We start from the raw sequence: 483 nt of genomic DNA, 5'->3' as shown, positions 1-483 counted from the left end.
TTTGGGTAGGTAATCGCTGGGCTTATTTAGCCGTTGTAATTGATTTATTTGCACGTAAAGTAGTTGGCTGGGCCATGTCGTTGTCGCCAGATACTAATTTAACGTTAAAAGCACTTGAACTCGCGTATGAAAGTAGAGGAAAACCGACAGGACTGATGTTTCATTCAGACCAAGGTAGTCATTATACAAGTTTAAAATATCGTCAACGTTTATGGCGCTATAAAATTACACAAAGTATGAGCAGGCGCGGAAATTGTTGGGATAATGCGCCAATGGAGCGATTTTTTAGAAGCTTTAAAACGGAGTGGATGCCAAAGGTTGGATACGAAAACTTTAAAGATGCTAAATATAGTGTGAGTGATTATATCAACGGATATTACAACAACGTTAGGCCACATCATTATAATGCTGGTTTAGCGCCAAATGAATCTGAGGTTAGATACCAAGATTCTAAAACTGTGGCCAAAATTAGTTGACCACTAC

General features: G+C 38.7%; 1 protein-coding gene. It reads left to right on the top strand.

Annotated elements, in window-relative coordinates; translation table 11 throughout:
* A partial coding sequence (locus P20311_RS13335) for an IS3 family transposase (RefSeq protein ID WP_036985193.1) occupies positions 1 to 476 on the top strand: 476 nt, incomplete at its 5' end.
* Positions 477 to 483: the final 7 nt, after the last annotated feature.

Origin of the sequence: Pseudoalteromonas sp. BSi20311 (assembly GCF_000239875.1) — a bacterium.
GTDB lineage: Bacteria > Pseudomonadota > Gammaproteobacteria > Enterobacterales > Alteromonadaceae > Pseudoalteromonas.
This window is presented reverse-complemented; position numbering and strand designations above follow the sequence as displayed.